This window comes from Starkeya sp. ORNL1 (assembly GCF_012971745.1).
Classification (GTDB): domain Bacteria; phylum Pseudomonadota; class Alphaproteobacteria; order Rhizobiales; family Xanthobacteraceae; genus Ancylobacter.
Genome location: NZ_CP048834.1, coordinates 650,058 through 674,961, shown reverse-complemented (window position 1 = coordinate 674,961; position 24,904 = coordinate 650,058). Strand labels below are relative to the sequence as shown.

General features: G+C 65.9%; 23 protein-coding genes. 7 read left to right on the top strand and 16 right to left on the bottom strand.

What is annotated here, in order from left to right; translation table 11 throughout:
• Positions 1-2: 2 nt before the first annotated feature.
• Both chrA and G3545_RS03280 read right to left on the bottom strand, forming a co-directional pair.
• Complete coding sequence (gene chrA, locus G3545_RS03285; RefSeq protein WP_170009807.1) at positions 3-1,400, bottom strand: chromate efflux transporter; 1,398 nt, start codon at positions 1,398-1,400, stop codon at positions 3-5.
• Complete coding sequence (locus G3545_RS03280; RefSeq protein ID WP_170009805.1) at positions 1,391-2,230, bottom strand: sulfurtransferase/chromate resistance protein; 840 nt, start codon at positions 2,228-2,230, stop codon at positions 1,391-1,393. The genes chrA and G3545_RS03280 overlap by 10 nt, the downstream gene beginning before the upstream one ends.
• A gap of 191 nt (positions 2,231-2,421) precedes the next feature.
• Here G3545_RS03280 and G3545_RS03275 point away from each other — a divergent pair, with 191 nt between their 5' ends.
• Positions 2,422-3,294: a Ku protein gene (locus G3545_RS03275; protein ID WP_170009803.1), complete on the top strand. Its 873-nt coding sequence runs from the start codon at positions 2,422-2,424 to the stop codon at positions 3,292-3,294.
• 3 nt (positions 3,295-3,297) lie between these two features.
• A complete protein-coding gene (gene ligD, locus G3545_RS03270; RefSeq protein ID WP_170009801.1) occupies positions 3,298-5,865 on the top strand; it encodes a DNA ligase D in 2,568 nt (855 codons plus the stop codon).
• 7 nt (positions 5,866-5,872) lie between these two features.
• On the opposite strand, the gene G3545_RS03265 is transcribed toward ligD, so the two are convergent.
• The 8 genes from G3545_RS03265 to G3545_RS03235 form a co-directional block, all read right to left on the bottom strand.
• Positions 5,873-6,682: a Ku protein gene (locus G3545_RS03265; RefSeq protein WP_170009798.1), complete on the bottom strand. Its 810-nt coding sequence runs from the start codon at positions 6,680-6,682 to the stop codon at positions 5,873-5,875.
• A 24-nt stretch (positions 6,683-6,706) separates the two neighbouring features.
• Complete coding sequence (locus tag G3545_RS03260; protein WP_170009796.1) at positions 6,707-8,344, bottom strand: GMC family oxidoreductase N-terminal domain-containing protein; 1,638 nt, start codon at positions 8,342-8,344, stop codon at positions 6,707-6,709.
• Between the two features lie 4 nt (positions 8,345-8,348).
• Positions 8,349-9,209, bottom strand: coding sequence for an ABC transporter permease (locus G3545_RS03255; RefSeq protein ID WP_170009794.1), 861 nt, complete (start codon positions 9,207-9,209; stop codon positions 8,349-8,351).
• Positions 9,210-9,212: 3 nt separating this feature from the next.
• Entirely contained in the window at positions 9,213-10,103 is an 891-nt protein-coding gene (locus tag G3545_RS03250) for an ABC transporter permease (RefSeq protein ID WP_246702669.1), read from the bottom strand.
• Positions 10,100-11,206, bottom strand: a complete 1,107-nt coding sequence (locus G3545_RS03245) for an ABC transporter ATP-binding protein (protein ID WP_170009791.1) — start codon at positions 11,204-11,206, stop codon at positions 10,100-10,102. Before G3545_RS03245 ends, G3545_RS03250 begins: the two co-directional genes overlap by 4 nt.
• 125 nt (positions 11,207-11,331) lie before the next feature.
• Entirely contained in the window at positions 11,332-11,730 is a 399-nt protein-coding gene (locus tag G3545_RS29845; protein ID WP_281411703.1) for an extracellular solute-binding protein, read from the bottom strand.
• On the bottom strand, positions 11,670-12,398 hold the full coding sequence (locus G3545_RS03240) for an extracellular solute-binding protein (RefSeq protein ID WP_281411702.1): 729 nt from the start codon (positions 12,396-12,398) through the stop codon (positions 11,670-11,672). Before G3545_RS03240 ends, G3545_RS29845 begins: the two co-directional genes overlap by 61 nt.
• 122 nt (positions 12,399-12,520) lie before the next feature.
• Positions 12,521-14,008 carry a PLP-dependent aminotransferase family protein gene (locus G3545_RS03235; RefSeq protein ID WP_170009789.1) on the bottom strand — a complete coding sequence of 496 codons (1,488 nt, stop codon included), beginning with the start codon at positions 14,006-14,008 and terminating at the stop codon, positions 12,521-12,523.
• Between the two features lie 126 nt (positions 14,009-14,134).
• Between G3545_RS03235 and G3545_RS03230 the strand changes: the two genes are divergently transcribed.
• Positions 14,135-15,241 (top strand): mandelate racemase/muconate lactonizing enzyme family protein, encoded by a 1,107-nt coding sequence (locus G3545_RS03230; RefSeq protein WP_170009787.1) that lies wholly within the window; start codon positions 14,135-14,137, stop codon positions 15,239-15,241.
• Positions 15,238-16,731, top strand: coding sequence for an aldehyde dehydrogenase family protein (locus G3545_RS03225; RefSeq protein ID WP_170009784.1), 1,494 nt, complete (start codon positions 15,238-15,240; stop codon positions 16,729-16,731). Before G3545_RS03230 ends, G3545_RS03225 begins: the two co-directional genes overlap by 4 nt.
• A 21-nt stretch (positions 16,732-16,752) precedes the next feature.
• On the opposite strand, the gene G3545_RS03220 is transcribed toward G3545_RS03225, so the two are convergent.
• The 6 genes from G3545_RS03220 to G3545_RS03195 all read right to left on the bottom strand — a co-directional run bounded on the left by G3545_RS03220 (position 16,753) and on the right by G3545_RS03195 (position 21,540).
• Positions 16,753-17,793 (bottom strand): response regulator, encoded by a 1,041-nt coding sequence (locus G3545_RS03220; protein WP_170017879.1) that lies wholly within the window; start codon positions 17,791-17,793, stop codon positions 16,753-16,755.
• A 5-nt stretch (positions 17,794-17,798) separates the two neighbouring features.
• On the bottom strand, positions 17,799-18,212 hold the full coding sequence (locus G3545_RS03215; protein WP_170017878.1) for a response regulator: 414 nt from the start codon (positions 18,210-18,212) through the stop codon (positions 17,799-17,801).
• A 29-nt stretch (positions 18,213-18,241) separates the two neighbouring features.
• Positions 18,242-19,738 carry a CHASE3 domain-containing protein gene (locus G3545_RS03210; RefSeq protein ID WP_170009782.1) on the bottom strand — a complete coding sequence of 499 codons (1,497 nt, stop codon included), beginning with the start codon at positions 19,736-19,738 and terminating at the stop codon, positions 18,242-18,244.
• 93 nt (positions 19,739-19,831) lie between these two features.
• Positions 19,832-20,146 carry a hypothetical protein gene (locus G3545_RS03205; protein ID WP_170009780.1) on the bottom strand — a complete coding sequence of 105 codons (315 nt, stop codon included), beginning with the start codon at positions 20,144-20,146 and terminating at the stop codon, positions 19,832-19,834.
• 4 nt (positions 20,147-20,150) lie between these two features.
• On the bottom strand, positions 20,151-21,062 hold the full coding sequence (locus G3545_RS03200; RefSeq protein WP_170009778.1) for a hypothetical protein: 912 nt from the start codon (positions 21,060-21,062) through the stop codon (positions 20,151-20,153).
• 205 nt (positions 21,063-21,267) lie between these two features.
• Positions 21,268-21,540, bottom strand: a complete 273-nt coding sequence (locus G3545_RS03195) for a hypothetical protein (protein ID WP_170009776.1) — start codon at positions 21,538-21,540, stop codon at positions 21,268-21,270.
• Between the two features lie 652 nt (positions 21,541-22,192).
• On the opposite strand from G3545_RS03195, the gene G3545_RS03190 reads away from it, so the two are divergent.
• From G3545_RS03190 to rimO, 3 genes are all read left to right on the top strand, one after another.
• The gene (locus tag G3545_RS03190; RefSeq protein ID WP_170009774.1) at positions 22,193-22,762 is read left to right on the top strand and encodes a hypothetical protein; all 570 of its coding nucleotides are present in this window, start codon (positions 22,193-22,195) and stop codon (positions 22,760-22,762) included.
• 286 nt (positions 22,763-23,048) lie between these two features.
• Positions 23,049-23,375 carry an antibiotic biosynthesis monooxygenase gene (locus tag G3545_RS03185; RefSeq protein ID WP_170009772.1) on the top strand — a complete coding sequence of 109 codons (327 nt, stop codon included), beginning with the start codon at positions 23,049-23,051 and terminating at the stop codon, positions 23,373-23,375.
• Between the two features lie 92 nt (positions 23,376-23,467).
• Entirely contained in the window at positions 23,468-24,826 is a 1,359-nt protein-coding gene (gene rimO / locus G3545_RS03180; RefSeq protein WP_170009770.1) for a 30S ribosomal protein S12 methylthiotransferase RimO, read from the top strand.
• The last annotated feature ends 78 nt before the right edge of the window (positions 24,827-24,904 follow it).

Below are 24,904 nucleotides of genomic sequence, written 5' to 3'. Positions count from 1 at the left end.
TATCACGCAAACAAATACGTGAGCAGCACTCCAGCTGCGGCGGAGGCGCCAAGCGTCGGCATCATGCCGACCTTGAAGCGCAGCATCGCGATCATCGCGCAAGCGGCGAGCAGCGCCGCCCTCCAGTCGATCGAGGCCAGCACGGGCAGGTCCGGGCCGATGCCGAATATCTCGAAGGTCCGCACCTCGCGGAACACGACATGCAGCGCGAACCAGAGCGCAAGGTTCATCACCACGCCGACCACGGCGGCGGTGATGGCCGACAGCGCCGCCGAGATCGCCGGATTGCCGCGAAGCGCCTCGACATAGGGCGCACCGAGGAAGATCCACAGGAAGCACGGCGCAAACGTCACCCAGGTGGCGAGCAGCGCGCCGAGGCAGCCGGCAAGGAGCGGATCGAGCGTGCCGGGCGTCCGATAGGCGGCGAGGAAGCCGACGAACTGGAGCACCATGATCAGGGGTCCGGGCGTGGTCTCGGCGAGCCCCAGCCCATCGACCATCTCCCCCGGCGCGAGCCAGCCGAAGCTGCCCACCGCGGCCTGTGCGACATAGGCCAGCACCGCATAGGCGCCCCCGAAAGTGACGACTGCCATCGCGCTGAAAAAGCCGCCGATCTGGGTCCACACGCTGGCGGAGCCGGTGAACAGCCAGAGCAACAGCACTGGTCCGAGCCAGACCGGCAGCCAGATCGCCAGCACGCGGAAGGCTCGCCCCCGGGATGGGTCGGCATGGGCAAGCTCACCGCGCTCGAACATCAAATCGACGACGCCCTTGAAATCGGGCGTATCCCCCTTCGAGCCGTGCCCGCCGGCCGTGAAGAGTTGGGGTGCCTGCCGACTGCCGATCCAGCCGACCAAGCCCGCGATCAGGATGATGAGCGGGAACGGAACGTGGAAGACATAGATGCCGATAAAGGCCGCGACCGCGATGGCAACCATGGTGCGGTTCTTGAGGGCTCGCCTGCCGATCCGCAGCACTGCCTCGACCACCACCGCGAGCACCGCGGCCTTCACGCCGAAAAACACGGCGTCGACCAGCGGTATCTCGCGATAGACGGCATAGAGGATACTGAGGCCCAGCATCACGAGGGCGCCGGGCAGCACGAACAGCAGCCCGGCGATGAGCCCGCCGAGGGTGCGATGCATCAGCCAGCCAATATAGGTGGCAAGTTGCTGCGCCTCCGGGCCAGGCAACAGCATGCAGTAATTGAGGGCATGCAGGAAACGCTGCTCGCCCATCCAGCGGCGCTCCTCGACCAGTTCCTTGTGCATGAGGGCGATCTGGCCGGCCGGCCCACCGAAGCTCAGGAGGCCGATCCTGGCCCATACCCTGGTCGCCTCGGCAAAGGTCGGAGCGGTGGGCATGGCGACAGGCTCGTCCGTCGTGACGATTATCGACATCGCGGCCTCCCCCACGCCGGCTTCGCGCTGGAAGGCCAATTGTGCGTCTCCTCGGTGGCGTCCCGGCACCAGCGATAGAAGGCGTCATAGAGCAGCATACCGGCTTCGAGCTGGTCGAGGTCGTCGCGGAACATGCGGGAGAGGCCGAGCGATGCAGCGAGGAAGCCGGCCGCCTGCGGCACGAGGTCGAGGCGCGCGGTATCGGCTGCCCGCACGATGGTCGCCAGACGATCCAGCGGCGCGCAGGAGAGTCCGAACTCCTCGATCATGGTGTCGAAGGTGCAGCGTTCGCCGCGGTGGCTCCAGAACACATCGTCGATGTCGAACGCCGTTGCCTTGAAGCGCTCGGCCACCGCCGGCACTTCCGACGCCGTCACGAACAGGATGACGGCGTTCGGGTCGACGAAGCGGCGGAGCAGCCAGGGACAGGCGATGCGATCGACCTTGGGACGCGCCCGCGTGACCCAGACGGTACGCCCCAACTCGTCGCGCGGCGGCAGCTTGCCGGTCGCGACCAGCAGCCCACCCGCGGCGCGCCAGGCCTCGAAGCCGCCCTCGAGCGTCTCAGCCTTGATCCCATCGTGACGCAGCCAGGCCGCTGCGCCCTCGCTGAGCTTCGCGCCCTTCTGGCAGAGGATGACGACGTCCTGCCCGGTGAATTCCGCCGCCCATGCGGTGACCGCCAAAGCGTCACGAGGTAGAGAAGCGGGCACCAGGCGCGGATCGGCGGCGAAGTCCGCATCGGTGCGGACATCGACGATGGTCGGGCCGGTCGGCAGGCCGACAAGGCGCGCCAACTGCGATGCGGTGATTTCGGTGTTCGATGACATGAGCGTCCACCCCGTATCGGGAACATGGACGCGATCTTTGGGCTGGCGCCTCACGGGGTAATCGCGAGTAACCCCTTACATTGATCATACAGGGAGGGCAGGATCAGGGGCAAGGCTTGACGTCGCGCCAGGGTCTCGTCGGAACAGATTCCGTTCTCGTGACGTTGCCTTGCGCACCATAGGAGCGCGCCATGGCACCGCGGGCGAACTGGAAGGGCTATCTGAAGATCGCCGAGCTCACCTGCCCGGTGGCGCTCTTCACCGCCGCCTCGACCTCCGACCGCATCGCCTTCCACACCATCAACCGCGCGACCGGACACCGCGTCCATCGCCAGTTCGTCGATGTCGACACCGGAAAGCCGGTGGAGAAGGACGACCAGGTCAAGGGCTACGAGGTTGGCCGGGGCGATTATGTGATGCTGGAACCGGAGGAAGTCGCCTCCGTGGTGCCGGAAAGCGACAAGAAGCTGGATGTCTCCGCCTTCATTCCCTTCGCCGAGATCGACGACGTCTATTTCGACAAGCCCTATTATCTCGCGCCGTCCGACAAGACGGCGACCGAAGCCTTCATCCTCATCCGCGAAGGCATGCGCAAGAAGAAGGTGGCCGCGATCGCACAAGCCGTGCTGTTCCGGCGTGTGCGCACCTTGCTGATCCGCGCTGACGGCGACGGGCTGATCGCGAACACGCTCAATTTCGACTACGAGGTGCGGTCCGCGAAGGAAGCGTTCGACGGCGTGCCCGAGATGAAGACCAAGGACGAGATGCTCGACCTCGCCCGGCACATCATCGAGACCAAGAAAGGCTCGTTTGACCCATCTGCCTATGAGGATCGCTACGAGGCGGCCTTGGCCGAACTGGTCAAGGCCAAGCTCGAAGGCCGTAAGATCGAGGTCCGCAAGGCGCCGCGGCGCGAGAAGGTCGTGGACCTCATGGCGGCGCTGCGCGAAAGCGCCGGGCTTGGCGGCAAGAAGACAGCGACGAAGACCGCGGCGTCCAAATCGGCGAAGCCTGCGGTATCCAAGTCGGCGAAGCCCGCCGCGCCGCGCCGGAAGGCGAGTTGATCGATGGCGCTCGAAATCTATCGCAAGAAACGCGACTTCACCGCGACGCCGGAGCCCAAAGGCGGGCGGGGACGCAAATCCGGCAACAGCTTCGTCATCCAGAAGCATGACGCCACGCGGCTGCATTATGACTTCCGGTTGGAGATGGACGGCGTGCTGAAGAGCTGGGCCGTCACCCGCGGCCCCAGCCTTGTAGCCGGCGAGAAGCGCCTCGCCGTCCATGTCGAGGACCATCCGCTCGAATATGGCGGCTTCGAAGGCACCATTCCGAAAGGCGAATATGGTGGCGGCACCGTGATCGTGTGGGATCGCGGCACCTGGACCCCGATCGGCGACGCCCATAAGGGCTACGCCAAGGGCCATCTCGATTTCGAGCTCAATGGCGAGAAGCTCCACGGCCGCTGGCATCTCGTGCGCATGCACGGCAAGCCGCGGGAGAAGCGGGAGAACTGGCTGCTGATCAAGGGCGACGACGAATTCGCCCGGCCGGAGGAGGCGCCCGATATTCTCGAGGAACGCCCGGAATCAGTGAAGACCGGCCGCGAGATCGCTGATGTCGCTAGCGAGGAACCGGGCTGGTCCTCGAAAACCGGCGAGATCGCCAAGAAAGCTGCGTCCCGACGCAAGTCCAAAGCGGCCTCACCGTCCGATGACGCCGTATTGGAAGAGGAGAAGCACCCGCCCCTTCCCGACCCGTCGACCATCAAGGGAGCAAGCAAGGCCGCCCTGCCCGGTTTCATTGAGCCGACGCTGGCGAGCCTCATCGCGTCTCCGCCCCGCGGCGAGCGCTGGCTGCACGAGATCAAGTTCGACGGCTACCGGCTGCAGGCCCGCATCGAGGCCGGGCGCATCAAGCTGCTGACCCGCAGCGGCCTCGACTGGACGGCCAAGTTCGGTAAGCCTGTGGTACAGGCGCTGCAAGCCTTGCCGGTCGGCACCGCTTTGATCGACGGCGAGCTGGTGGTCGAGAAGGATACCGGCGCCTCGGACTTCTCGGCCCTGCAGGCCGATCTCAGCGAAGGCCGCAGCGACCGGTTCCTGTTCTACGCTTTCGACCTGCTTTACCTCGACGGCTATGACCTCACCGCCCTCCCATTGATCGAACGCAAGAGATTGCTCGAACAGCTTATCGGCAAGGATGCCGGCATCATCCGCTACAGCGACCATTTCGAGGAGGACGGCGACTTGGTGTTGAGCCACGCCTGCCGGCTGAGCCTCGAAGGCGTGGTCTCGAAGCTACGCGATGCGCCCTACCGCTCCGGACGCGGCAAGAGCTGGGTGAAGTCGAAATGCTCGGCGCGGCAGGAATTCGTCATCGCCGGCTATGTGCCCTCGACCACCTCGCGCCAGGCGATCGGCTCGCTGATCCTCGGCGTCTATGATGGCGATGACCTGGTCCATGTCGGCCGCGTCGGTACGGGTTTCACCGTGCCGGTCGCCGAGGAACTGTTCCGCCGGCTCAACCGCATGCGGATCCAGACCAGTCCCTTTGCAAAGCGCCTAACCGCGGATGAGGCCCGGCAGGCGCGCTATGTGCGACCGGAACTGGTGGCAGAGGTCGAGTTCCGCGCCTGGACCGCCGATGGTCATTTGCGCCATGCCTCGTTCAGAGGGCTGCGTGAGGACAAGGCCGCACGCGACGTGGTGAGAGAGATGCCGAAGATGGCGGCCTCCCCTGCCCCGGCGCGCCGCAACGTGAAGCTTACCCATCCCGACCGGCTTTATTGGCCCGATGACGGCGTGACCAAGGAAGGGCTCGCCGACTACTACACCGAAGTCTGGCCGCAGATCGCGCCTTTCATCGTCGGCCATCCACTGGCGCTGCTGCGCTGCCCGAGCGGCATCACGGGCGAGAAGTTCTTCCAGAAGCACGCCTGGAAGGGCATCAATCCAAAGGTCGCGCTGGTCCGTGATCCGAAGGAGACCGGCGAAGAGCCGCTGATCAGCATCAATGATCTCGACGGGCTGCTCGCCCTGGTGCAGGCGGCGACATTGGAGATCCATCCGTGGGGGTCGACGGTGGCCGATTGGGAGCGGCCGGACACCATCATCATGGACCTTGATCCCGGCGAACAGGTGCCGTGGGAGACGGTGATCGCCGCAGCCGGAGAAGTGCGCCAGCGCCTGGAAGATGCCGGCCTCGCCGCCTTCGTGAAGACCTCGGGCGGCAAGGGCCTGCACGTCGTCGCCCCGCTGAAGCCCAAGGCGGACTGGACCGCGGTGAAGGCCTTCACCAAGGGCATCGCCGACGCCATGGCCGCCGACACGCCGGACCGCTTCGTCTCGACCATCACCAAGTCGCAGCGCCGCGGCAAGATACTGGTCGATTATCTGCGCAACCAGCGCGGCGCCACGGCGGTAGCGGCCTATTCGACCCGCGCCCGGCCGGGCGCCGCGGTCTCGATGCCGCTGGCCTGGAATGAGCTCAACCCCGGTATCGGCCCGGCCTATTTCACGGTAGCCAATACTCCCGTCCGGCTCGCGGCCCTGAAGTCCGATCCGTGGGAGGGCTTCCGCGCCGCCGCGGTTCCGCTTGAGCAAAGGCAGGGCAAGCGCAGGAAAGCGGCATAGCAATGCTCTAGCGTCGCTTTGGCTTTGCTTCCGTCGAGAGGCTCTTGCGCAGCGCGTCCATGATGTTGATGACGTTGCCTGGTGGCGCTTCGATCTCCGGCTCGGCCTTCTTAGCGGGGCGTTTCCTGCCCTTTTTCTTCGAGGCGATGAGGTCGAGCAGGCGCGCCTGCACCGGATCGTCCACCATGTCCGGATCCCAGGCTCTGGTGCGCTCCTCGATCAGCGTCGACACCAGATCCATGAGATGGGGATCGCTCTTGCCCCTGCCGATCTCACCGAAATACTCGGCCGGGTCGCGCACCTCGTCGCCATAGCGCAGCGTCCACAAGATGATGCCCTTGTCGCGCGGCTCCAGCATCACCGCGCGTTCGCGCCGGTAGAGCACGAGCCGCGAGACGCCGACCGTCCCGGTCGCCTCCATGGCGTCGCGAATGACCGAGAACGCTTCTTCGCCGACCTCGTCGTCGGGTGTGAGATAATGCGGCCGGTCGTACCAGATCCAGCCGATGCTCTCGCGCGGCACGAACATCTCGATGTCGATGGTGCGGGTGCTCTCCAATGCCACCGCGTCGATCTCGTCGTCCTCCAGCACGAGGTAGTCGTCCTCGCCGCGCGGATAACCCTTGACCTCGTCCTCCTCATCAACGGGCTTGCCGCTCTCGGCATCGACATATTGGCTGACGACGCGGTGACCGGTCTTGCGGTTCAGCGTGTGGAACCGGACCTTGGCGTTTTCGGTCGTGGCCGGCGTCATGGCGACCGCGCAGGTCACCAGCGAGAGCTTCAGATAGCCCTTCCAGAACGAGCGGCTCGCCAAGGTGGCCTCCCGGAACACGACGCCCTATGCCGACAACCCGCCAATACCGGCGTTGTTCCTGCCCAGTACGAGATCGGCGCCCTTCTCGCCGACCATGATAGCCGGCGCGTTGGTGTTGCCGGAAGGGATGCTCGGAAAGATCGATGCATCGATCACGCGGAGCCCGTCGACGCCATGCACCTTCAATTCGGCGTCGACGACGGCGTCAGCCGGATCGGGACCCATCCGGCAGGTGCCGCAGGGGTGGAACACCGAATAGGCGCGCGCCCGGATGTCGGCGAGCATATCTGCGTCCGACACCGCGGCGGGTCCCGGCTTCAGTTCCTCGGCGATGATGGCGGCAAGCGCAGGTGTCTGCGCAAGGCGACGCAGGAAATGCGCGCCGGTGATGAGGTCGTCGATATCCTTCTGCGTCGCCAGATAGCTTGGCGCGATCGCCGGCACCTCGAACGGATCGGCGGAGCGGATCTCCACATGGCCGCGGCTGGTCGGCCGGCATGGCGAGACGCTGGTCGAGAAGCCGGAAAACGGATCGGGCTTCATCAGCGCCCGAACGCCGGGCGTGGCGCGCTCATAGGAGAGCGGCGAGAAATAGAGCTGCATGTCCGGCCGGTCGAGGCCGGGTCGGCTGCGCATGAAGCCGCCGCCCTGGTTGACGCTGAGCGACAGCGGCCCGCGCCGCGCCAGCACATAGGCCAGCCCCACCTTCAGCTTGCCGAGCAGCGGCAGCAGGTCGTCGTTCAGGCTCGGCCGGCTGGCGCGATAGACATGGTCGTAGCAGAGATGGTCTTGCAGGTTTCGGCCCACCGGAGAGTCGATGACCACGGGTACGCCGTGGCGGGACAGCAGCGCGCCGGGTCCGACGCCGGAGAGCTGGAGCAGTTGCGGCGTGTTGACGGCGCCGCCCGCGAGGATGACCTCGCCGCGCGCCCGCGCCTCGTGCTCCACCCCGTCGCGCCGATACGCGACACCGACCGCGCGGCGGCCCTCGAACCGCACCTTCGTCACCAGTGCATCAGTGACGAGATCGACACGCCCGGTCTTCAGCGCCGGCCAAAGATAGGCCCGCGCCGCCGACATGCGGAAGCCGCCGGCGGTGTTGATCTGGTAGTAGCCGACGCCTTCCGTGGTGGCGCCGTTGAGGTCCGGATTGAAGGCGAGGCCCGCCTGCCTGCCCGCCTCGACCAAGGCATGCGTCAGCGGGTGCACGTTGCCGGCGATGTCGCTGACATGGAGAGGCCCGCCGGCGCCATGCCAGGGGCTGGCGCCAAGTGCATGGTCTTCCATGCGCCTGTAATAAGACAGCACGTCAGGCCAGCCCCAACCGGGATTGCCTTGCGCCGCCCAGGCGTCGAAATCCTCGGCCTGGCCGCGTGAATAGACCATGGCGTTGATCGAGCTGGAGCCGCCGACCACCTTGCCGCGCGGCTGATAGATGGTGCGGCCGTCGAGCTGAGGCTCAGGCTCGGTGCGGTACATCCAGTTGACGCGCGGATTGTAGAACGACTTGCCATAGCCGATCGGCATATGGATCCAGACGCTGCGGTCGCGTGGCCCGGCCTCGATCACGAGGATGCGGAAACGCCCGGCCTCGGCGAGGCGGCCGGCCACGGCACAGCCGGCCGAGCCCGCGCCGACGATGATGTAGTCGTATTCGCTCATGGCCCTAGTTCGCCGCCTTGCCGCGCTGCACCAGCACGCTGACCAGGCCGAGCAGGCCGGAGCCGATCATCAGGAACAGCGACACCGCGTTCAGCACCGGCGTCGAGCCCTGTTTCATGCGGTCGAACATGGTGATGGTGAGCGGTGGATCGGAACCGACCAGCATCAGCGTGGTGTTGAAGTTCTCGAACGACATCAGGAATGCGATCAGCCCGGCGCCGATCAGCGCGGGCTTGAGATAGGGCAGCGTCACCGTGGCAAGCACCGCAGGCTGGCTGGCGCCGAGATTCAGTGCTGCCTCCTCCAGCGAACGGTCGAACTTGCGCAGGCGCGCCGCGATCACCAGCGTCGCGATGGTAGCGATGAAGGAGAACTGGCCGAGGACAACCAGGACCAGCCCCGGCCGCAGCGCCCCGACCTCGATGGCGAAGCGGTCGTCCACCGCATTGGCGACGCTGCTGGAGAAGGCAAGGATGGAGATGCCGAGTATGACGCCGGGGATCACCAGCGGCGCCAGCATGAGCATGTAGCACAGGCCCTTCAGGCGGAAATCGTAGCGCTCGAACAGGAAGGCCGTCGTCGTCCCGCACAGCAGCCCCAGCGCCGTGGTGGCGAACGCGACCATCAGCGAGTTGCCGATGCCGCGCATGATGTTGCGGTCGAAGAACAGGCCGAGCTTCGGCTCGGTGGAGCCGAAGAACCAGTCGAGCGTGAAGCCGCGCCAGGGCAGCGAAGGCGCCAGTGAATCGTTGAAGGCGAAGGTCGCGACCACGATCAGCGGCGCTGCGAGATAGAACAGGAACAGCGCGATGTAGCCGACATAGGCGGCGCGCAGCAGCGGGTTTTGCGGCAGCGAGTTCAGCATCGCCTATCCCCGCCCGATGGTGGTGGAGAGCGACTGGCCGGTGACCCGCAGCGCCAGCCAGACGATCAGGCTGGAGGCCGCCAGCAGCACGAAGCCGAAGGCGGAGCCGACCTCCCAGTTGAAGCGGGTGATGAACTGCGAATAGATCTGCGCGGTGAACCACTGGCTGTTCTTGCCGCCGAGCAAGGTCGGCGTCAGGTAGTTGCCGAGGCTCAGCATGAACACCACGATGCAGCCGGCGACGATGCCCGGCATGGCGTGCGGCACCACCACCTCGCGCAGCACCACGAAGCCGTTGCCGCCGAGGTCGTAACCTGCCTCGATCAAGGCGTCGTCGAGGCTGTCGAGGGTGGAGATCAGCGGCACCACCATGAACAGCATCGAGGTGTAGACGAGCCCGACCATCACCGCGACGTCGTTATAGAGCAGTTCGACCGGACCATCGACGAGGCCGAGATACTGCAGCAGGCCGGAGATGATCCCGGTCTCGCGCAGCAGGATCATCCAGCCGAAGACCCGCACCAGCTCGCTGACCCAGAACGGGATCAGGCAGATCATGAACAGCCCGGTGCGGGCTCGGCCCTTGGCGATCTTGGCGATGTAGTAGGCGACGGGAAAGCCGATCAGCAGGGTCAGCGCCGTGGCGATCAGCGACATCACCACGGTGCGCACCAGCGCCATCACATAGACGCGCTCGCCGAAGAACGCGTCGTAATTGCCGAGGCCGGTTTCGAAGACCCGCGGCGCGACTTTCTCACGCAGCGAGATCAGCAGCAGGTCGATATGCGGAATGACGACCAGCAGGAAGGTCCACAGCAGGAACGGTGCCAGCACCAGGATGAAGCCGAGCCTGCGTGCCGAGCCGCCCTCCCCACGCATGGTGCCGCCGGTCATCGGGCTGCGCCCGCTGCCGGGAAGGCGGTGGCCTGATCGGCGGCGAAGCGCAGCCGCACCGCGGCGCCTTCGGCGAGATCGCTGCGGCCGAGCGTCTGCGGCAGCGCGACGCCGACGAGGTCGCCTTCGGAAAGCCGCACCATGGCGCGGCTGGCGGCGCCGTTGAACAGCAGGCTTTCGAGGATGCCGTGCATCAGGTTCACCCCGCCGGATTCCGCGGCATCCGTTGCGGCGGGAACGATCTCCACCGCCTCCGGCCGCACGAAGATGTCGACCCGCGCGCCGGGCACGAGCGGATCGGTCGCCTGGGCCGCCAATGTCACGCCGGTGTCGCTGCGCACCGTCAGGCGCGCGCCATCCGCGCTCTCCACCCGTCCGGACCAGCGGTGGCTGTCGCCGACGAAGCCGGCGACGAAGGCGGTGGCGGGACGATAATAGAGCTCGCGCGGCGTGCCGACCTGCTCGAAGCGCCCACCATTCATCACCGCCACCTGGTCCGACATCACCAATGCCTCGGACTGGTCATGGGTGATGTAGACGAAGGTGGTGTTGAACTGGTGCTGGAGCTGCTTGAGCTCCAGCTTCATGTGCTCGCGCAGCTTGAGATCGAGCGCGCCCAGCGGCTCGTCGAGCAGCAGCACGGTCGGCTCCAGCACCATGCAGCGGGCGATCGCCACGCGCTGCTTCTGGCCGCCGGACAGTTGGTCGATCCGCTTCGGTCCGGCATCGGGCAGGTTGATGCGCGCCAGCACCGCCTGCACCTTCTGCGCGATCTCCGCGCGTCCGATGCCGCGGCGGCGCAGGCCATAGCCGATATTCTCGGCGACGCTCATCATCGGAAACAAGGCGAGATGTTGGAATACCATGTTGGCGGGCCGCTTGTTGGGCGGCACCTGCAGCATGGAACGGCCATTGATCAGGATGTCCCCCGAGGTCGGCGCGCCGAAGCCGGCGATCATCCGCAGCAGCGTGGTCTTGCCGCAGCCCGAGGGGCCGAGGATGGAAAAGAACGAGCCCTGCGGGACTTGCAGCGAGACGCCATCGACCGCGACGAACGCACCGAAGCTCTTCACCACATTGCGGCATTCGAGGTCGTAGGCCATCAGGTGGTCATATCCTGCGTGCGCATCCTTCGAGGCTCGCGATGCCTGCACCTCAGGATGACGTCATGATCGGCGCGGCACCGCCAGGGGAGGCCCGGCAGCGATGCCGCCGGGCCTTGTCGAGCTTACTGCGCCGCGATCTTGTCGAGGATCTTGCCTTCCATGTCTTCATAGCCGGGCGGAATGGCCGGGAACCACTTCACATTGGCGATCACCTGCGGCGGGAAGGCTTCCTGGAACGCCTTGCGCAGCTTTTCCGGGACCAGCGCATCGGAGCCCTTGGACGCCGAGAAGCTTCCCGAGGACTGCACGATGAGCGCGGCGATCTCGGGCTGCATGACGAAGTTGATCCACTTATAGGCGGCTTCGTCGTTCTTGCCCTTGGCCGGCAGCGCGAACGTATCGATCCACCCGAGCGCGCCGGTGGTCGGGGCGACGAAATTAATGTCCGGGTTTTCGCCGTTCAGCTTGAAGCCTGTCGAATCCCAAGCCTCGGAGGCATAGACCTCGCCGGAGCGCAGCATGTGAGCAGGTCGTCCGAACCGGACCAATAGGCCTTCACGTTCTTCTTGCAGGCAGCAAGGGCGGCACCGGCCTTCTCGATAATGGCCTGATACTTGGCCTTGTCGCCATAGGCGGCAAACGGATCGTCACCGAGCGCGAACGCCATGCCGAACAGCGCGGTGCGCTTCAGGCGCATCGAGACGTGGCCCTTGTACTGGTCCGAGCACAGGTCCGCGAAGGTCTTGAGGTTCGGCGCCTTGGCCTTGTTCACCACGAGGCCCGAAGTGCCCCAAAGATGCGAGACGCCATAGACCTTGCCGTCGATGGTGGTGTTCTTCTTCGAGGCGTCGAGCAGGTCGGGAATGAACTTGGAAGTGTCGATCTTGCTGACGTCGAGCGGCTTGTAGATGCCGAAATCGGTCTGCGGGCCGAGGATGCGGTCCTGGCTCGGCTGGGCGAGATCGAACCCCGCGCCGCCGGTGGCACGCAGCTTCGAGATCATGTCCTCATTATTCGAGAGCGTGACCTCGACATCGATGCCGGTGGCTTCCTTGAACTTCTTGATGACCGCTTCCGGCGCATAGTCGCCCCAGGTCAGCAGCCGCAGCGTATCGGCCTGCGACGGGACCGGAGCGGCGAGAGCCGCGATCCCCAGCGCACAGGCGAGCAGTCCCCTCAGACTGGTCATGTATCCATCCTCCTATCGAGGTTTGGAGCCAGCGCGCGCCGGCTCTGGATGGAACTCTAGGGCGGCATTGGTATGTCAGGCAGGTCCATTCTGGCAAAACGGGACAGACCATTTCGCCCCGTTCACGCAGCGGCGCGAAGCCCTTCGAACACCCCGCGCAACACCCTGACGCCCTGCTCGATCTGCGGCGCGCCGAAGCCGCTGAAGCCGAGCACCAGCCCCTGTCGTGGGAAAGGTTCGGTGCAGAAGCGGCTGATCGGAGCCACGGTGATGCCGCGCGCGGTGGCGGCGGCGCCGACGCGCTCGGCGTCGAGGCCATGCTTGAGATAGGCAACGGTATGCATGCCGGTGGTGGTCGGCATGATGTCGAGCCAGTCCCCAAGCTGGGCCTGCGCCGCGTCGTAGAGCGTCTGGTAGCGCTCGGCATAAAGCTTGCGCATGCGCCGGACATGGGTGGCGAAATGCCCCTCGGCGATGAAGTCGGCGACGATGGCCTGCGGCGCAGTCGGAACTCCGGGCGAGAAAGCCTCCAGGCTGGCGTGCAGGATCGGCGCGAGCGCCGGCGGCGCCAGCAGGAAGCCGAGCCGCAGCGCCGGAAACAGCGATTTGGAGAAGGTGCCGACATAGATCACCCGTCCGCCGGTATCGATGCCCTTCAGCGTCGGCAAAGGCTGGCCGGAAAAGCGGAATTCGCCGTCCCAATCATCCTCGATGATCCAGCCGCCGCAGCGCTCGGCAGCGTCGAGCAGGGCGAAGCGGCGCTCCAGGCTCATCTTGGTGCCCAGGGGCTGCTGGTGCGAGGGGGTGACGAAGGCGAGCGTGAAGTCCGGCGCCAGTTCCAGCCCGCGTTCCACGTTCAGGCCGGCATCGTCCACCGGCACCGGGACGAGGTCGGCGCCGGAGAGCAGCAGGCTGTTGCGCGCGCCGATGGCGCCGGGATTCTCGAACCATAGTTTGTCGCCGGGATCGAGCAGCGCGCCGCCGATCAGCTGGAACGCCTGTTGCGCGCCGGCGACGACGCAGATCTGGTCGCCGGTGCAGTCGATGCCGCGATTGGTGCGCAGATGCGAGGCGATGGCCTCGCGCAGCGGCCGGTAGCCGAGCGGATCGGGATAGCCCAGCACGTCGAAGCGCTGCTTGCGCCAGTGCTTGGCCGCGAGGCGCGACCATTGTGCCATCGGGAATTCGTCAAAGGCCGGCATCGCCGTGGTGAAGGCCCGCGGCTGGTGGGCGAGGCGCTCGGCGAAACGCCCGGAGGCGGCCGCCATCGACTGGGCAAGCCGCGCGCTGGTCGCCGGCTGTGTCGGCTTCTGCGGCTGTGCTGCCGGGCGCTCCGCGTTGATGGCCTGGCTGACATAGGTGCCGGCACCCACCCTGGTCTCCAGCAGCCCCTCTGCCACCAGCCGTTCGAAGGATTCGACGATCGTGGTGCGGGCCATGCCGAGCTGTGCCGCGAGGATGCGGGTTGCCGGCAGCCGGTCGCCGGCCTTCAGCATGCCGCCGAGGATCAGGTCGCGCAGGCCTGCGCACAGTTGCAGGCTCAAGGCCTGCGGCGCTTCGCGATCGATGACGATGGACTGGAGCAAGGCTCCCTTGGCCCATTTGACCATGACGGCACGACCTCCTCGCCGGCAATTGGCCTGTAGTTTTCTCCAGAATGGACCTTAGTTCCAGACCATTGGAGCGGGAATATCCAGCGAAACCGCGCAAGCGCAGTCCCGAACCATCGGCAATCCATGAAAATCCAGCGCCTGGAGACCTTCTCGAACCGCTATGTCGGCTTTGTCCGCGTCACCACCGACGAGGGCCGACAGGGTTGGGGACAGCTGTCGCCCTATAATGCGGACATCACCGCCCAGGTCTTTCATCGCCAGGTCGCGCCCTATGCCCTTGGCGCTGACGCTTCCGATATCGAGGCGCTGGTCACGCTGATCCCCGAGCGCGAGCACAAATTCCCCTGCTCCTATCTGTTCCGCGCCATCACCGGCCTCGACACCGCCTTGTGGGATCTGCGCGGCCAGATCGAGCAGAAGAGCGTCTGCGCGTTGCTGGGCGGCACCCCCCGCCCCTTCCCGGTCTATGCCTCCAGCATGAAGCGCGGCGAGATCACGCCGGAAGAGGAAGCCGACCGCCTGCCGCGCCTGCGCGACGCGCACGGCTTCAGCGCCTTCAAGTTCCGCGTCGGCAAGGAGTGCGGGCATGACGAGGACGAGTGGCCCGGCCGCACCGACGCCATCGTGCCGATGGTGCGCAAGGCGCTGGGCGACGAGGCGCGCCTCCTGGTCGATGGCAACAGCGCCTATTCGCCGAAGAAGGCGATCGAGGTCGGCCAGATGCTCCAGGACAATGGCATCATCCATTTTGAGGAGCCCTGCCCCTATTGGCAGCATCACTGGACGCGCGAAGTGCGCGACGCGCTCGACCTCGATGTCACCGGCGGCGAGCAGGACTGCGACCTCACCATCTGGCGCTACATGATCGAGAACCGCGTCGTCGACGTGGTGCAGCCGGACGTCTGCTATATCGGCGGCGTGGTGCGCATGCTGAAAGTAGCGGACATGGCGAAGGATGCCGGCATGCTGGTAACGCCGCATTCCGCCAACCAGTCCATGGTCACTGCGTTTACGCTGCACGTCATGGGCGCGCTGGAGAATGCCGGGCCCTATGTCGAATATTCCATCGAGGGCGAAGACTATTATCCGTGGGAGCGCGGCCTGCTGCGCAATCCGCTGGTCGTTCGCGACGGTGCGGTCCAGATCCCGGAAGGCCCCGGCTGGGGCATGGAGATCGAGCCCTCCTGGCTCGACAAGGCGGACTACAAGGTGAGCGAGGTCGCGCTATGAGCGCGGTGCGCGACAGCCTCGTCGAGGAGGCATTGGCGACGGGCACGCTGAAGGGGCTGCCCGACGGCCATTTCATCGACGGACGCTTCGTCGCGTCCGAAGCCGGTGGGCGGATGGAAAGTTTCGATCCGGGCCGCGGCGCCGCCTTTGCCGGCTTCGCCGCCGGCACGGCAGCCGATGTCGACGCCGCCGTCGCTGCCGCGCGCAGGGCGCTTGCCGGCGAATGGGGCCGGGCTACCCCTGCGGAGCGCGGGCGTGTGCTCAACCGTCTTGCCGCCCTGATCCGCGACAATGCCGACCGGCTTGCGGTGGTGGAGAGCCTCGATAGCGGCAAGCGGCTGGTCGAGGCAGAAGGCGACGTGCGCGGTGCCGCCCGCGCCTTCGAATATTACGCCGGCGCCGCCGACAAGCTGCATGGCGCCAGCATCCCGCTCGGGCCGGACTATGTCGGCTTCACCATCGAGGAGCCGATCGGCGTCGCCGCCCAGATCATCCCGTGGAACTATCCGCTCTCCACTGCGGCGCGCGGCATCGCCCCGGCGCTGGCCGCCGGCTGTGCCGTGGTGGCGAAGCCGGCCGAGCAGACCCCCTTCACCTGCCTGATGCTCGCCGAACTGGCGCACCGGGCCGGGCTTCCGGCGGGTGTGTTCAATGTCGTCACCGGTACCGGCCGGGAGGCCGGCGCGCCGTTGACCGATCACCCGAGCATCGACCACATCACCTTCACCGGCTCGGTCGACACCGGCATACGCGTGATGCAGACGGCGGCGAAGCACGTGACGCGCCTGGTGCTGGAACTCGGCGGCAAGTCGCCGCTCGCCGTCATGGCCGACGCCGACCCGGATGCCGCGCTGAACGGGGTGATGGAGGCGATCTTCGAGAATGCCGGGCAGATCTGCTCGGCCGGCTCGCGGCTCGTCATCGAGCGCAGCATCGCCGATGGCTTCATCGACCGTCTCGCCGGCCGGATGGAGGGCCTCAGCATCGGGCACGGACTGCGCAATCCCGCCATCGGGCCGGTGAATTCAGCGGCCCAGCTCGCGAAGATCGCCGGCCACGTCGAGCAGGCCAAGGCGGCCGGCAACATCATTCATGCCGGCGGCAACATCGCTCGCCCCTCGAACGCCGCCGATGGCTGGTTCTTCCAGCCGACTGTCGTCGCCGCGCGCGGCGTCAAGGATCCGATCGTGCAGGAGGAGATCTTCGGGCCGGTGCTGGCTGTGCAGGTGGTTGACGGACTTGACGAGGCGATCGCCGCAGCCAATTGCACCGACTATGCCCTGGTGGCCGGCATCTATACGCGCGACCTGTCCAAGGCCTACCGATACGCCCGCGCCGTCGATGCGGGACAGGTCTACATCAATGAGTATTTCGCAGGCGGCATCGAAGTGCCCTTCGGCGGCAACCGCAAGTCCGGCTTCGGGCGGGAGAAGGGCATGGAAGGCCTGCGCTCCTATTGCAAGCTGAAGAGCGTCGTCGCCCGGATCTGAAAGGCCGGATATCAGCTGGCGTCACACCGGAAAGTCGAGCCGGATGCGGGTGCCACGTTCCGGCGCGTCATAGCTCAACTCGGCCCCGAGGCTGCCAGCCATCGCCTTGACGACGCGGGTGCCGAGCCCGGTGCCGCGCGCCGTGCCGTCGCCGCGCCAGCCAATCCCGTCATCCTCGATGACGAGCTGCGCGGCATTGTCCCCATTGCGCCCGAAGCTCACCCGGATGTCGCCGCCGGCGGTGTCCGGATAGGCATATTTGAAGGCATTCGTCACCAGTTCGGTGACCACGACGCCGATCGACACCGCCTTGTCGGTCGGCACCGGCATGGTCTCGACCTCGGCGCTGACCGAGGAATGATGGCCGGCCTCACGCATCGAGACCGCGAGCTCGCCGATCAGCCCGGTGAGATACTCGTGGATCTCCACGCTGCGGACGTCGTCCGAGGTGTAGAGCCGCCGGTGCACGCCGGCGATCGCCATGATACGCGCCTGCGTCTCCGAGAGCGCGGCCTTGGCGCCCTTGTCGGCAATGGCATTGGCCTGCAGGCGCACCAACGCCGCCACCATGGAGAGACTGTTGGCGACACGGTGATTGACCTCGGAGAGCAGCGTCTCGGCGCGATCCTTGGCGACCCGCACCTGGCGCTCCGCCTCCTCCTTGGCGCGGATCAGCCGCGCCTTGTCGACGGCCTGGTCGATGGCGCTGCCGAGCAGTTCGAGGAATTCGTCATTCACCGTTTTCGGCACGTAGTCGAAGGCACCCGCTTTCAGCGCCTCGACCGCGACCGCCGTTTCCGCCGAGCCGGTGACATAGACCACCGGCGGCGATCCTTCGCGGAGGCCGAGCTCCGCCAACACGTCGAGGCCGGTTCCAGTCGGCAGATAATGATCGAGCGCCACCACATCGATGCCGCCTTCCGCGATCCGCGCGAGGCCGGAGGCGGCGTCCGCGGCGGTCGCGACGGTATAGCCGCGCCGGGCCAGCGCGCGTTGCACCAGCCTCGTCAGTGCCGGATCGTCATCGACATAGAGCACGCGCAGCGTGCCGGTGCCTGGCATGGCGTTCACGCGGTCTCCGGGACCTGCATCACCGCGAAGAACAGCCCGAGCTGGCGGATGGCATTGGCGAAGCCGTCATAATTCACCGGCTTGGTAATGTAGACATTGGCGCCCAGATCATAGCAGCGCTGGATTTCGCGCGCGTCGTCCGTGGTGGTGAGCACCACCACCGGCGAGCGGCGGGTGTGCGGATTCGCCTTCACCTTCTCCAGGATATCGACGCCGGTCATGTCCGGCAGATTGAGGTCGAGCAGCACCAGCAGATGGCGGCCGGCGCTGACCGCTCCGCTGCCGTCGGTGCCAAGCAGGAAGTTGAGCGCGTCCGTGCCATTGGTGAATGGCACGATGTCGTTCTGCACGCCGGCACGGCGGATATTGCGCTCGATGAGGCGCGCATGGCCTTCATCGTCTTCGATCATGACGATCGTCACCGGCTTGGCATCTTCGGTCACGCGGCTTTACTCCCGAGAAACACCCGCACGTCGCGCGGCAGCTCTATACTGAACGTCGTCCCCTGTCCAAACCGTGAACTGAGGGTGATGTCGCCACCGAGATTGCGCACCAGCGTGCGCACATGGGCGAGGCCGATGCCTTCCCCCGGTATGTCCTGAACGCCGGAGCGGCGGAACAGTTCGAACACCCGCTCATGATCCTGTTCGGCAATGCCGCGGCCATTGTCCTCGACGGTGATCGCGACGCGATTGCCCGGCGCCGGGCGCGCCGCGACCTTGATCTGCAAGGCGCGCTCGGGGGAGCGGTACTTCACTGCATTGTCGAGCAGATTGCCGATGACCTGTTCCAGCGACAGCCGGTCGGAGACGATCGGCGGCAATCCGACCGCGGCGCTGATGCTGCCGCCATTCTCATTGAGCTGGTGGGTGAGGCTTTCCTCGGCCGTCTTCAGCAGTGCCGCGAGGTCGACAGGCTCCGGCTTCAGCGCACGGCGCCCCTCGCGCGACAGCTTGAGGATGGCATTGATCAGGCCGTCCATCTTGCGGGTCGAGGAGCGGATGAAGCCAAGCGCTTCCGGCACATCCTCCTGCACCGCCACCCGTGCCTCGGCGAACGCCGGGTCGACCGCCTCGCCCGGCGCCGAGGCGATGAAGGTGCGGATCGAGTCGAGGCTGGTTTCCAATTCGCTGGTGAAGCCCATGATGTTCACCAGCGGCGCACGAAGATCATGGGTGACGATATAGGCGAAGCGCTGCACCTCGTCATTCGCCCGGGCAAGATCGGCGGTGCGCTCGCGCACCCGCTCCTCCAGGCCGACATTCAGTGCCTCGACCTCCTTCTGGGTGTCCGCAAGGTCCCGCGTGTAGCGCACGATGGTCCAGGCGCCCCCGAAAGTGACGGCCAGAATGACCAGCCCGCCGATGATGGCTGCCCACCACAGCGTGTCGGCACTGTCCCGCTGGGCGGTGATGCGGTCGGCAAGCCGGGCCTCGGCGGTCGTGAGCAGGCGCGAGAGGATGGCGCGCGCATCATCCATGAGCTGCTTGCCGCTGTCGGTGCGAACGATGGTGAGCGCCTCTTCGCCATGGCCCGCTCTGGCGAGATCGATGGTCTGCTGGAGCTCCGCCATCTTGTCGTTCAGGATCGGCGCCAGGCGATCGACTTCCGTCTGGTCGGGCGCATTGATCTTTGCCGCGGCCTCGAGGCGGGAAAGGCGCTGCGGAAACAAGCCCTTGGCACGATCATACGGCGCCAGATAGCTCTCCACGCCGGTAAGCAGATAGCCACGCTGGCCGGTCTCTGCGTTCTGCAGGGTGACGAAAAGGTCGATCGCGGCGCTGCGTAACTCGCGCGCCTGATTCAATTCCTCGACATAGGTCTGGGTGCGGTTCACCAGCCAGATCGTGGTGCCGACGATCGCGACCAGGGCGATGAGGCCCGCCAGCAGCATGAGCAGCGTTGCCTGGACGAACGACAGGCGCGATATCGGCATTGGGTCCTTTGGGGAGCGAGGCTTCGCTGTTTCATGCCACGGCACGTGCCGTGGCGAAAGCATTGATTGGCAAAGGTCTCTTGGCGCCGCTCGTCAGCGGAAGTGCGGCAACGGTCCTTCGACGCTGATCTCGATGCCCTCAAGCTTCGGCTTGAGGTGGCTGGCGGCGGCAGGCGTCATGGCCGGCTCCACCTGCTCGACGAAGTGCTTCAGCAGGTCACGCTGCGCGGCGATGCTCTTGGCCTCGATACGCACACGATAGTCGGCGGGATTGAGGCCGTTCGCCTCGAACCATTGAACGAGCTCGCTCGCCATTCTCTGCATTGTCGGCACCACGGTAAGCTCAGCAGGACTGAGCAGCAGATAGGTGGTGGCGCCGCCAAGTACCAGGGCATTGGCGCGGAACACCGGATCAGTCGTTGGATGAACGTTGCGCCGCGACCCGCGCGCCATTGCGCTGTGCGATAAGGCTTGCGGTGTACTGCAGCACCATGCGCTGGATCGCCGGATTGCTGGCCAGCATGGCGTGACTGACCAGATAGGCGCCGTGGTCCCAGGCGGAGATGTTCTGCGCGCCGACGACCTGGGGAAAGCCGGGGCTGAAGATGTTCGTGCAGCGTGGCACCGCGCATGGCGACGGCAAGGGAGCGGCGTCGATGGTGATGACATCGGGCGCCGGATAGCCGGCCTGCACGATCTGGCGCGCCAGCCTCAGTGCCGACTGGCCACCCATCGAATGGCCGATGATGATGGCCGGTACCTGCCCCTGCACATTGCGCATGAAATGATTGTCGACGATGGTGCGGTAGCCCTGCTGCTGCAGCGGTCGCGCCAGCGCCGAGACGCCGACATAGTCCTGCTGGACATAAATGCCGAGCCCGTCCAGCAGGATGGCAAGCGGTGGCTCTACCGGAGCCGCTGGGACCGGCTGGGGCGGGTCCTTGTCCTCGACGGGAGCGGCGGCCACCGTGCGTGCGCGGCGCGGCGTGGTCGGTGCGGCCGTCCGCGCGGATTGCGTCGTCGATTGCGACGCGCCTGGCCGGGCCGCCTGGCGCGATGCGGGCGGCTGGACGGGAGGAGCCTGCACGGCAGGTGCGCGGACGACGGGCGTGCGCGCGGGCGACGGGGCCGCGGGCGGCGCCGCCACGCTGCCGGGAATCGTCGGCTGCAACGGGACGACGCTTTGCGGCAGCGTCACGCGCGGCGCGGCGACTTGCGACCAGTCAAAGTTTCCCCAGGGCGTGGGCTGCGGCGCAGGGCTCTGGGCGCTCGAGGGCGCACCGGTTCCGATGAGCGCCGCAAGTGCAAGAATGACGCGCTTCACATTATCCCCGTCGTCGAAGCCCCGCGGCAGACATAACCGATCCTGCGTCCGACTGCTAACGTCCTGTCATTGTAACGTTGCGAGGCTGCCATGCGTCGGCAACGGGATGCCGGCGGCGCGATACCGGCGCGAAGTCGCAAAACGGCAACGCCGCCCTTCCCTTCCGGGAGGACGGCGCGTTCCGTTCTTCAGCAATATCAGGTGTTCAGGCCGCCCGCGCGATTTGGGCATCGAGCCCGCACGCTGTCGACCAGGTGCGGAACGCGGTCCAGGCTTTCGCCTGCTGTTCGGGCTCGCGGGCAGCTTCGAGTTGCACGAGCAGCATCTCGGCATAATTGCCGAGCCGGTCATGGCGCAGCGAACGAATCAGGTCGATGGCGCAATTCAGCGACCGGACTTCGATGTCCTCACTCCCGACACGAATCTGCACGGGCTGCGGACGGAAATCTGTGTGGCGGCTGATGTCGATGCTTTTCATTGGCGTTGAACCTCTCCCTGTCGGGTGCGACCCGTTCGTTTTTTCCCGTGGCGACGCGCAGGGGCCGGAGCCGCGCGATCGGGCAGCACTTGTTGATGGCAGTCATTGTGCCAGCGGATGATGACAGAAAGTCCGCCGCGCGCCTTCCTCTTTCGCCACACCGCAGCGGCCAGCGGCTACCTGGGTTAAACACCTTCTCGTGAGGCGAATTCATGATGCAATTTTTTCGGCCGCTGTGACAATTTCGTCAGCCGGAGGCGATGCAAATCAAAAATACCGTGGGTCATACATTACATTCTGCATACCAGTGTTGAGATTTCCCGGCGGCGTTTCCGTTAGCATGGCAGAACACCGCAACCACAGCGGGCGTTTGCGGAAGTCGAATTGAACGGCGGGTTGGCCGAATGCGTGAATATATCGCAGATGCGATACCCCACAGGCCGAGTGCGGCATCGACGATCAATGTTGATTTCATCATATATTATGAAAAACTTGACAACGACTACAGATGTTCGCAGGTGCAATATGTTTAAGAGCCGGCATTCCGCAAGGCAATGAAGATGAATGCGGTCGAAGCTCTTGATTTATAGTTCGGGTCTTGTGCTAGGCTCACCTTCAGGCGGCGATTGAACGACCGTCCGGAGGAAACGAAATGAGCATTTGCACCAAGATCGCCGCCCTTGCGGTGGCTGCCTTCGCCGTGGGCGCGGTCCCGGCGCTGGCGCAGGACGAGATGGCCCATGTGAAGCCGGCAACCGAATATGTGAAGAAGCACGTCGAGTCCTGGCTCAGCGACCCGGTCGTCATCAAAGCGGTGGAGGCGTCCAACAAGGCGCATGCCAAGCTGATGCAGACCGAGATCGACCAGCTCGACAAGGATTGGGTGGCGAAGAAGCCGGAACTGCTCGACAGCACCATGAAGAACCCGCTCGCCGCCTTCCTCACCAAGAAGAAGGAAGCGTCCGGCGGCGTCATCACCGAAGCCTTCGTCATGGACGATCGCGGCCTCAATGTCGGCCAGACCGACGGCACCTCGGACTTCTGGCAGGCCGACGAGGCCAAGTGGCAGAAATCCTATGGCGCCGGCCCTGGTTCGATCTTCGTCGACAAGGCCGAGGATGACGGTGGCAAGAAGATCTCGCAGGTCAGCGTCACCATCTCCGACAAGGGCAAGGCGATCGGCGCCATCACCCTCGGCATCGATGTCGGCAAGCTGAAGTGAGATCGGTCTCCTCTGAATGAACCACGTCATCCCTAGCGGTTGGCCAATGGCCAACCGCGGGGTGCTCGGGCGCAGCCAGAGCCTCGAAGGATGTTGAAGCAGAGGGCGGTCATCGGGGATGGGCATCCTTCGAGGCTCGCTGAGCTCGCGGCTCAGGATGACGTCGCACTGGATGTGCAATTGAGACGAGGGCGGCGTGAGCCGCCCTCTTCGTCTGACGAAAGGTCGCCTTGCCCTCGCCGCCCGGCTCGGCGAGACTCGGCCCCGACACGCAAGGGAGACGCCGATGTTCCTCGCCATGAACCGCTTCAAGGTCGTCCGCGGCTCCGAGGAGGAGTTCGAACGCGTCTGGCGCGAGCGCGACAGCTATCTGGCGCAGGTGCCGGGCTTCAAGGCATTCAGCCTGCTCCGCGGCCCCGCAAAGGACGACCACACGCTCTACGCCTCGCACAGCATCTGGAACTCACGCGCCGACTTCGAAGCCTGGACCCGCTCGGAAGCCTTCCGCGCCGCCCACCGCTCCGCCGGCGGCAACAAGCCGCTCTATCTCGGCCATCCCGAACTCGAACTGTTCGACGCTGTGATCGAGCAGGCGACCGACCGAGCGGCCTGACGCTCACGGCATCGTAGGGCGGCCGGGAGTTGACGCGCGGGGCGCTGTGCCGTAACGGCTCGCGATCCTGAAATTCCGAGCCCCGATCCATCATGGCCGACGCCGCGTCGCTGGACGCCCCTATTGCCGCGCCCGGTGCGGCGCCGCGCATCTCCTTCGTTTCGCTCGGCTGCCCCAAGGCGCTGGTCGACAGCGAGCGCATCGTCACGCGACTGCGCGCCGAGGGCTATGAGCTCTCGCGGCAGCACGAGGGCGCCGACCTCGTCATCGTCAATACCTGCGGCTTCCTGGACAGCGCCAAGGCGGAAAGCCTCGCCGCCATCGGCGACGCACTCAAGGAGAACGGCAAGGTCATCGTCACCGGCTGCATGGGCGCCGAACCGGAGCAGATCCGCGACGTGCACCCCAGCGTGCTCGCCATCACCGGCCCCCAGCAATATGAAAGCGTGCTGGACGCGGTGCACATCGCGGTGCCGCCGCAGCACGACCCGTTCCTCGATCTGGTGCCGCCGCAGGGCGTGAAGCTCACGCCCCGCCACTACGCTTATCTAAAGATTTCAGAAGGTTGCAACAATCGGTGCACCTTCTGCATCATCCCCAAGCTGCGCGGCGACCTGGTCAGCCGGCCGGCCGGCGACGTACTGCGCGAGGCCGAGAAGCTGGTCGCCGCCGGGGTGAAGGAACTCCTCGTCATCTCGCAGGACACCTCGGCCTATGGCGTCGATCTGAAATATGCCGAGAGCAAGTGGAGGGATCGTGAGGTCCGCGCCCGCTTCCTCGATCTGGCCCGCGAGCTCGGCACGCTCGGCGCGTGGGTGCGCATGCACTATGTCTACCCCTACCCGCATGTCGACGAAGTGATCGGGCTGATGGCGGACGGGGTGATCCTTCCCTATCTGGACATCCCGTTCCAGCACTCCTCCCCCACCGTGCTAAAGCGCATGAAGCGCCCGGCGGCGCAGGAGAAGACGCTGGCGCGCATCAAGGCATGGCGCGAGGCCTGCCCGGACCTGACGCTGCGCTCAACCTTCATCGTCGGCTTCCCCGGCGAGACCGAGGCCGAGTTCCAGGAACTTATCGACTTCCTCGACGAGGCCGAGCTCGATCGCGTCGGCTGCTTCAAATATGAGCCGGTCCGCGGCGCACCCGCCAATGACCTCGGCGATGCGGTGCCGGACGAGGTGAAGCAGGAGCGCTGGGATCGCTTCATGGCGACGCAGCAGCGCGTCAGCGCCCGCCGCCTCAAGCGCAAGGTCGGCACCCGCCAGCAGGTCATCATCGACAGCGTCGGCCCGACGGTGGCCATCGGCCGCTCGAAGGCTGACGCCCCGGAGATCGACGGCGTGGTGCATGTCGCCGCGCGCCGTCCGCTCCGCGTCGGCGAGATCGCCACCGTAAAGATCGAGCGCGCCGACGCCTATGACCTGCACGGCACCGCCGTCGGGTTCTGATCAGCGCTCGCGGTAAACAAGCAACGTCATCCTGAGGTGCTCGGGCAAAGCCCGAGCCTCGAAGGATATTCGTGGCAG

What these genes read in the sequence shown, in the direction of transcription:
- G3545_RS03230 (WP_170009787.1), top strand. Translation starts at nt 14,135, where the DNA reads ATGAAAATCCAGCGCCTGGAGACCTTCTCGAACCGCTATGTCGGCTTT.
- G3545_RS03185 (WP_170009772.1), top strand. Translation starts at nt 23,049, where the DNA reads ATGTTCCTCGCCATGAACCGCTTCAAGGTCGTCCGCGGCTCCGAGGAG.
- ligD (WP_170009801.1), top strand. Translation starts at nt 3,298, where the DNA reads ATGGCGCTCGAAATCTATCGCAAGAAACGCGACTTCACCGCGACGCCG.
- rimO (WP_170009770.1), top strand. Translation starts at nt 23,468, where the DNA reads ATGGCCGACGCCGCGTCGCTGGACGCCCCTATTGCCGCGCCCGGTGCG.
- G3545_RS03220 (WP_170017879.1), bottom strand. Translation starts at nt 17,793, where the DNA reads ATGCCAGGCACCGGCACGCTGCGCGTGCTCTATGTCGATGACGATCCG.
- G3545_RS03250 (WP_246702669.1), bottom strand. Translation starts at nt 10,103, where the DNA reads ATGACCGGCGGCACCATGCGTGGGGAGGGCGGCTCGGCACGCAGGCTC.
- G3545_RS03210 (WP_170009782.1), bottom strand. Translation starts at nt 19,738, where the DNA reads ATGCCGATATCGCGCCTGTCGTTCGTCCAGGCAACGCTGCTCATGCTG.
- G3545_RS03225 (WP_170009784.1), top strand. Translation starts at nt 15,238, where the DNA reads ATGAGCGCGGTGCGCGACAGCCTCGTCGAGGAGGCATTGGCGACGGGC.
- G3545_RS03215 (WP_170017878.1), bottom strand. Translation starts at nt 18,212, where the DNA reads ATGATCGAAGACGATGAAGGCCATGCGCGCCTCATCGAGCGCAATATC.
- G3545_RS03190 (WP_170009774.1), top strand. Translation starts at nt 22,193, where the DNA reads ATGAGCATTTGCACCAAGATCGCCGCCCTTGCGGTGGCTGCCTTCGCC.
- G3545_RS03235 (WP_170009789.1), bottom strand. Translation starts at nt 14,008, where the DNA reads ATGGTCAAATGGGCCAAGGGAGCCTTGCTCCAGTCCATCGTCATCGAT.
- chrA (WP_170009807.1), bottom strand. Translation starts at nt 1,400, where the DNA reads ATGTCGATAATCGTCACGACGGACGAGCCTGTCGCCATGCCCACCGCT.
- G3545_RS03245 (WP_170009791.1), bottom strand. Translation starts at nt 11,206, where the DNA reads ATGGCCTACGACCTCGAATGCCGCAATGTGGTGAAGAGCTTCGGTGCG.
- G3545_RS03240 (WP_281411702.1), bottom strand. Translation starts at nt 12,398, where the DNA reads ATGACCAGTCTGAGGGGACTGCTCGCCTGTGCGCTGGGGATCGCGGCT.
- G3545_RS03260 (WP_170009796.1), bottom strand. Translation starts at nt 8,344, where the DNA reads ATGAGCGAATACGACTACATCATCGTCGGCGCGGGCTCGGCCGGCTGT.
- G3545_RS03255 (WP_170009794.1), bottom strand. Translation starts at nt 9,209, where the DNA reads ATGCTGAACTCGCTGCCGCAAAACCCGCTGCTGCGCGCCGCCTATGTC.
- G3545_RS29845 (WP_281411703.1), bottom strand. Translation starts at nt 11,730, where the DNA reads ATGCTGCGCTCCGGCGAGGTCTATGCCTCCGAGGCTTGGGATTCGACA.
- G3545_RS03195 (WP_170009776.1), bottom strand. Translation starts at nt 21,540, where the DNA reads ATGAAAAGCATCGACATCAGCCGCCACACAGATTTCCGTCCGCAGCCC.
- G3545_RS03275 (WP_170009803.1), top strand. Translation starts at nt 2,422, where the DNA reads ATGGCACCGCGGGCGAACTGGAAGGGCTATCTGAAGATCGCCGAGCTC.
- G3545_RS03280 (WP_170009805.1), bottom strand. Translation starts at nt 2,230, where the DNA reads ATGTCATCGAACACCGAAATCACCGCATCGCAGTTGGCGCGCCTTGTC.